Consider the following 4053-nt stretch of genomic DNA (forward strand, 5'->3'; position numbering starts at 1 on the left):
CCCGCGAGAACATCATGAAACAGGCGACCAACCTGAAGGATGTGCAGCTCGATCTCGCATTGCCGGGAATGGCTGCCAACACCACACCGAACGACTACCGGGTCAACAAGCAGTTGCAGATGATGAAGTTCAACGGCGAACGCTGGGAGCTGTTCGGCCCGATCCTGGAGGACAACGGTCCCACCGGCTAGCGCTGACGCACTGCGAATCCGATTTACCGTTCAAATGCCGCCGCGAGCTACTGTTCGCGGCGGCATTTTCTTGGCAAAATCTCGGCTATGCTGATCACCGGGATCGCGGATCTGGGAACAGATATGCTCAAGTCCGGCTATGCCAGGCAATTGCTTCTCGTCTGCGTGATATCGGCGCCGCCGTTGGCATCAGTGCACGCCGAAGCGCCGGAGATCGCGCCGGCGAGCATGCCTCGCATCGGCACAATCGACCAACGGTTCCAGTCCTACAACATAGAAATGGTCGAGGTAACCGGAGGCGATTTCTGGAAGCCTTACGGGGTGAAACCGAAGACGGCGTCAGATCTGTATGCATACCGGCCGCCGATCGACCTGACCAATGACCGGCTGCGAAGGCTCGCGGCCGCATTGGCGCCTGCCTACCTCCGCGTCAGCGGGACCTGGGCCAATGCTACTTATTTTTCTGATTCGGACGAAGCACCGCTTGTGCCTCCTGTTGGATTCGATGGCATCCTGACCCATCGGCAATGGTCGGGCGTCATCGATTTTTCCGAAGCTGTTGGTGCGCGGATCGTGACATCGTTCGCGACAAGCGGAGGTACGCGCGAGGCGGACGGCGCCTGGACACCAGAACAGGCGCGCCGGTTGCTCGCTTATACGAGATCGCTTGGCGGAAGCATCGCCGCTGCGGAGTTCATGAACGAGCCCGATCTCGTTTCCGTCGACAACAAGACGAAGGGCTATGACCCGACCGCATACGGACGAGACTTCCGAACCTTCCTGATGTTTGTGAGACAGGCCGCTCCCGAGATGATGATCCTCGGCCATGGAACCATCGGCACCACTGAGACGGTATCGGATATGTTCGCGGCGGCCGGCCCGGGCATCGACGCGGTTTCCTACCACCACTACGGCGCCGTATCGGCGCGGTGTGCCGGCACGCAAACGCCAGAAGCCGCCGTTTCGGATCAATGGCTTTCCCGGACCGATCGAACCTTTGCCTTCTACCGGACCATCCGAGACCGCTTCGCGCCCGGCAAACCGATCTGGTTGACCGAAACCGCAGAAGCCGCTTGCGGCGGAAACCCGTGGGCGTCGACCTTCCTGGACACGTTCCGCTACCTTGATCAATTGGGCCGGCTGGCGAAAGCCGGCGTTCAGGTTGTCATCCACAACACGCTGGCGGCGAGTGACTATGGCTTGCTCGACGAACGAACGCTGACGCCCCGGCCAAATTATTGGGGCGCGCTGCTTTGGCGAAGGCTGATGGGGACGACGGTGCTTGATTCCGGCACACAGGTGCGAACGAGCCTCCATGTCTATGCCCACTGCCTGCCCGCAATGCCGGGCGGCGTGACATTTCTCGTCATCAATACCGACCTCGGTTCGTCGTACGCGCTCACGCTTCCAATAGTTTCGGAGCGCTATACCCTGGACGCCGCGACCTTGCAGGATGCGGTGGTGCGGCTTAACGGTCATTCGCTGGCCCTGGAAGCTGACGACGAACTGCCGCGCATCGACGGCGTCACCGTTCGCGCGGGTGTGATCAACTTCGCGCCGGCGACGATCACCTTTCTGACAATTCCGACGGCCGGAAATAAAGCGTGTGGAAGCTAAACCCCGGGCGGAGGGCGATGTTCTCGTCGACCGCGCGCGGATCACTTCCTCCCCGCGGGCGATTTTCTTGCAATAACGGCGGTATTTCCGCCCGCTTAGGGTTAAGCGTATCTGAACGCCTTCTTTGTCAGGTGGTTACGAGAAGCGCCGCCTACGCTAATTAACCATCGTTTAAGACGGCTTTAAATCCGTCCCGGTACTTTTGCCCCCATCGGGTGGTGCGGGCGTTTAGCGTATGGCGTGGCGACGGAAAAAGGGCGGTGGACGCAAGGAGCCGATGTTCGGCCTCGCCGCGGCGCTTTCCGAGCTACGGCTCTCGCCCGATGACCGGATTCCCGGCGGCAGCGTGACGAAAAAGTCATCCAGGCAAAAGAACGACGACGTTGACGACGACGACGAGGAACCGGCGCGTGAGCGAAAGCCGCGCGCGAGCCGCAGCGACGCCAGGCGGCGGTCGAAGTCGCGCGGCGGGTTTTCGATCGGGCGGCTGCTTTATTGGGGCGCGGTGCTCGGCCTTTGGGGCGCGATCGCCGCCGTCGGCCTCATCGTCTGGGTCGGCGCCCATCTGCCGGCAATCCAGTCGCTCGAAATCCCGAAACGGCCGCCGACGATCCAGATCACCGGCGCCGACGGCAGCGTGCTTGCCACTCGCGGTGAAATGGCCGGCAGCAACGTCGCGCTGAAGGATCTGCCGCCCTATTTGCCGAAGGCGTTTATCGCGATCGAGGACCGCCGGTTCTATTCGCATTTCGGTATCGATCCGCAGGGAATCTTGCGGGCTGCGGTCGCCAACATCCTGCATCGCGGCGTGTCGCAAGGCGGCTCGACGCTCACCCAGCAACTGGCCAAAAATCTATTCCTGACCCAGGAGCGCACCTTCCAGCGCAAATTGCAGGAAGTCGAGCTTGCGCTCTGGCTGGAGCGCAAGCATTCCAAGGCCGAGATTCTCGAGCTTTACCTCAATCGCGTCTATTTCGGTTCCGGCGCGTACGGCGTCGAGGCAGCAAGCCAGCGCTATTTCGGCAAATCGGCCAAGCACGTGACGCTGGCGGAGGCCGCGATGCTCGCAGGCCTCGTCAAGTCACCGTCGCGGCTCGCGCCCAACCGCAATCCCGAAGGCGCCGAGCAGCGGGCGAAGACCGTGCTTGCCGCCATGGCGGACGCCAAATTCATCTCTGAGGCGCAGGCGCAGGCCTCGATCGGTCATCCCTCCTACAACGTGAAGCCGGTTGGCGCCGGCACCGTCAACTATGTCGCCGACTGGATCGCCGAAGTGCTCGACGATCTCGTCGGACAGATCGACCAGAGCGTGGTGGTGGAGACCTCGATCGATCCGAAATTGCAGGCGGTCGCGGAAGCCGCCGTCATCGATGAGCTCGCAGCCAAAAGCGTGAAGTTCAATGTCAGCCAGGGCGCGCTGGTGGCGATGTCGCCCGATGGCGCGGTGCGCGCCATGGTCGGCGGCCGCAACTATTCCGAAAGCCAGTACAACCGCGCGGTGACGGCGAAACGCCAGCCCGGCTCGGCGTTCAAGCCGTTCGTCTACCTCACCGCGATCGAAGCGGGCCTGACGCCGGATACGATTCGCCAGGACGCGCCGCTCGATATCAAGGGCTGGAAACCCGAAAATTACAGCCATCAATATTTCGGCCCGGTGACGCTGACGCAGGCGCTCGCGATGTCGCTCAATACGGTCGCGGTCAGGCTCGGGCTCGAAGTCGGCGCGAAGAACGTGGTGCGCACCGCGCATCGGCTCGGCATTTCATCAAAACTCGATGCCAACGCCTCGATTGCTCTCGGCACCTCCGAGGTCTCGCTGGTCGAACTGGTTGGCGCCTATGCGCCATTTGCCAATGGCGGTCTTGGCGTTTCGCCGCACGTCGTCACCAAAATCCGCACCCTCGACGGCAAGGTTCTCTATGCGCGTCCTGCCGATCAGCTCAGCCAGGTGATCGACCCGCATTACGTCGCGATGATGAACACCATGATGCAGGAGACGCTGCTGTCCGGCACCGCGCACAAAGCGGAACTGCCGGGCTGGATGGCGGCCGGCAAGACGGGCACCAGCCAGGATTTCCGCGATGCGTGGTTCATCGGCTACACCGCCAACCTCGTCACCGGGGTCTGGCTCGGCAACGACGACAGTTCGCCGACCCGGAAGGCAACCGGCGGCGGCTTGCCGGTGGAAATCTGGACCCGCTTCATGAAGGCGGCTCATCAAGGGGTGCCGACCGCGCCGCTGCCG

Annotated in this window: 2 protein-coding genes and 1 pseudogene; all 3 read left to right on the forward strand. The window is 62.3% G+C overall.

Annotation, left to right across the window (positions count from 1 at the left end; genetic code table 11):
- Positions 1-191: pseudogene (locus WB528_RS11195) on the forward strand (ABC transporter substrate-binding protein); the annotation flags it as partial.
- An 87-nt stretch (positions 192-278) separates the two neighbouring features.
- The gene (locus WB528_RS11200; RefSeq protein WP_423888478.1) at positions 279-1808 is read left to right on the forward strand and encodes a hypothetical protein; all 1530 of its coding nucleotides are present in this window, start codon (positions 279-281) and stop codon (positions 1806-1808) included.
- A 235-nt stretch (positions 1809-2043) separates the two neighbouring features.
- A partial coding sequence (locus tag WB528_RS11205; RefSeq protein WP_423888479.1) for a transglycosylase domain-containing protein occupies positions 2044-4053 on the forward strand: 2010 nt, incomplete at its 3' end.

The sequence above is a fragment of the Bradyrhizobium sp. genome (assembly GCF_049586575.1).
Classification (GTDB): Bacteria; Pseudomonadota; Alphaproteobacteria; order Rhizobiales; family Xanthobacteraceae; genus Bradyrhizobium.

Coding starts and splice junctions, on each gene's coding strand:
- WB528_RS11200 (WP_423888478.1), top strand. CDS start 279: ATGCTGATCACCGGGATCGCGGATCTGGGAACAGATATGCTCAAGTCC.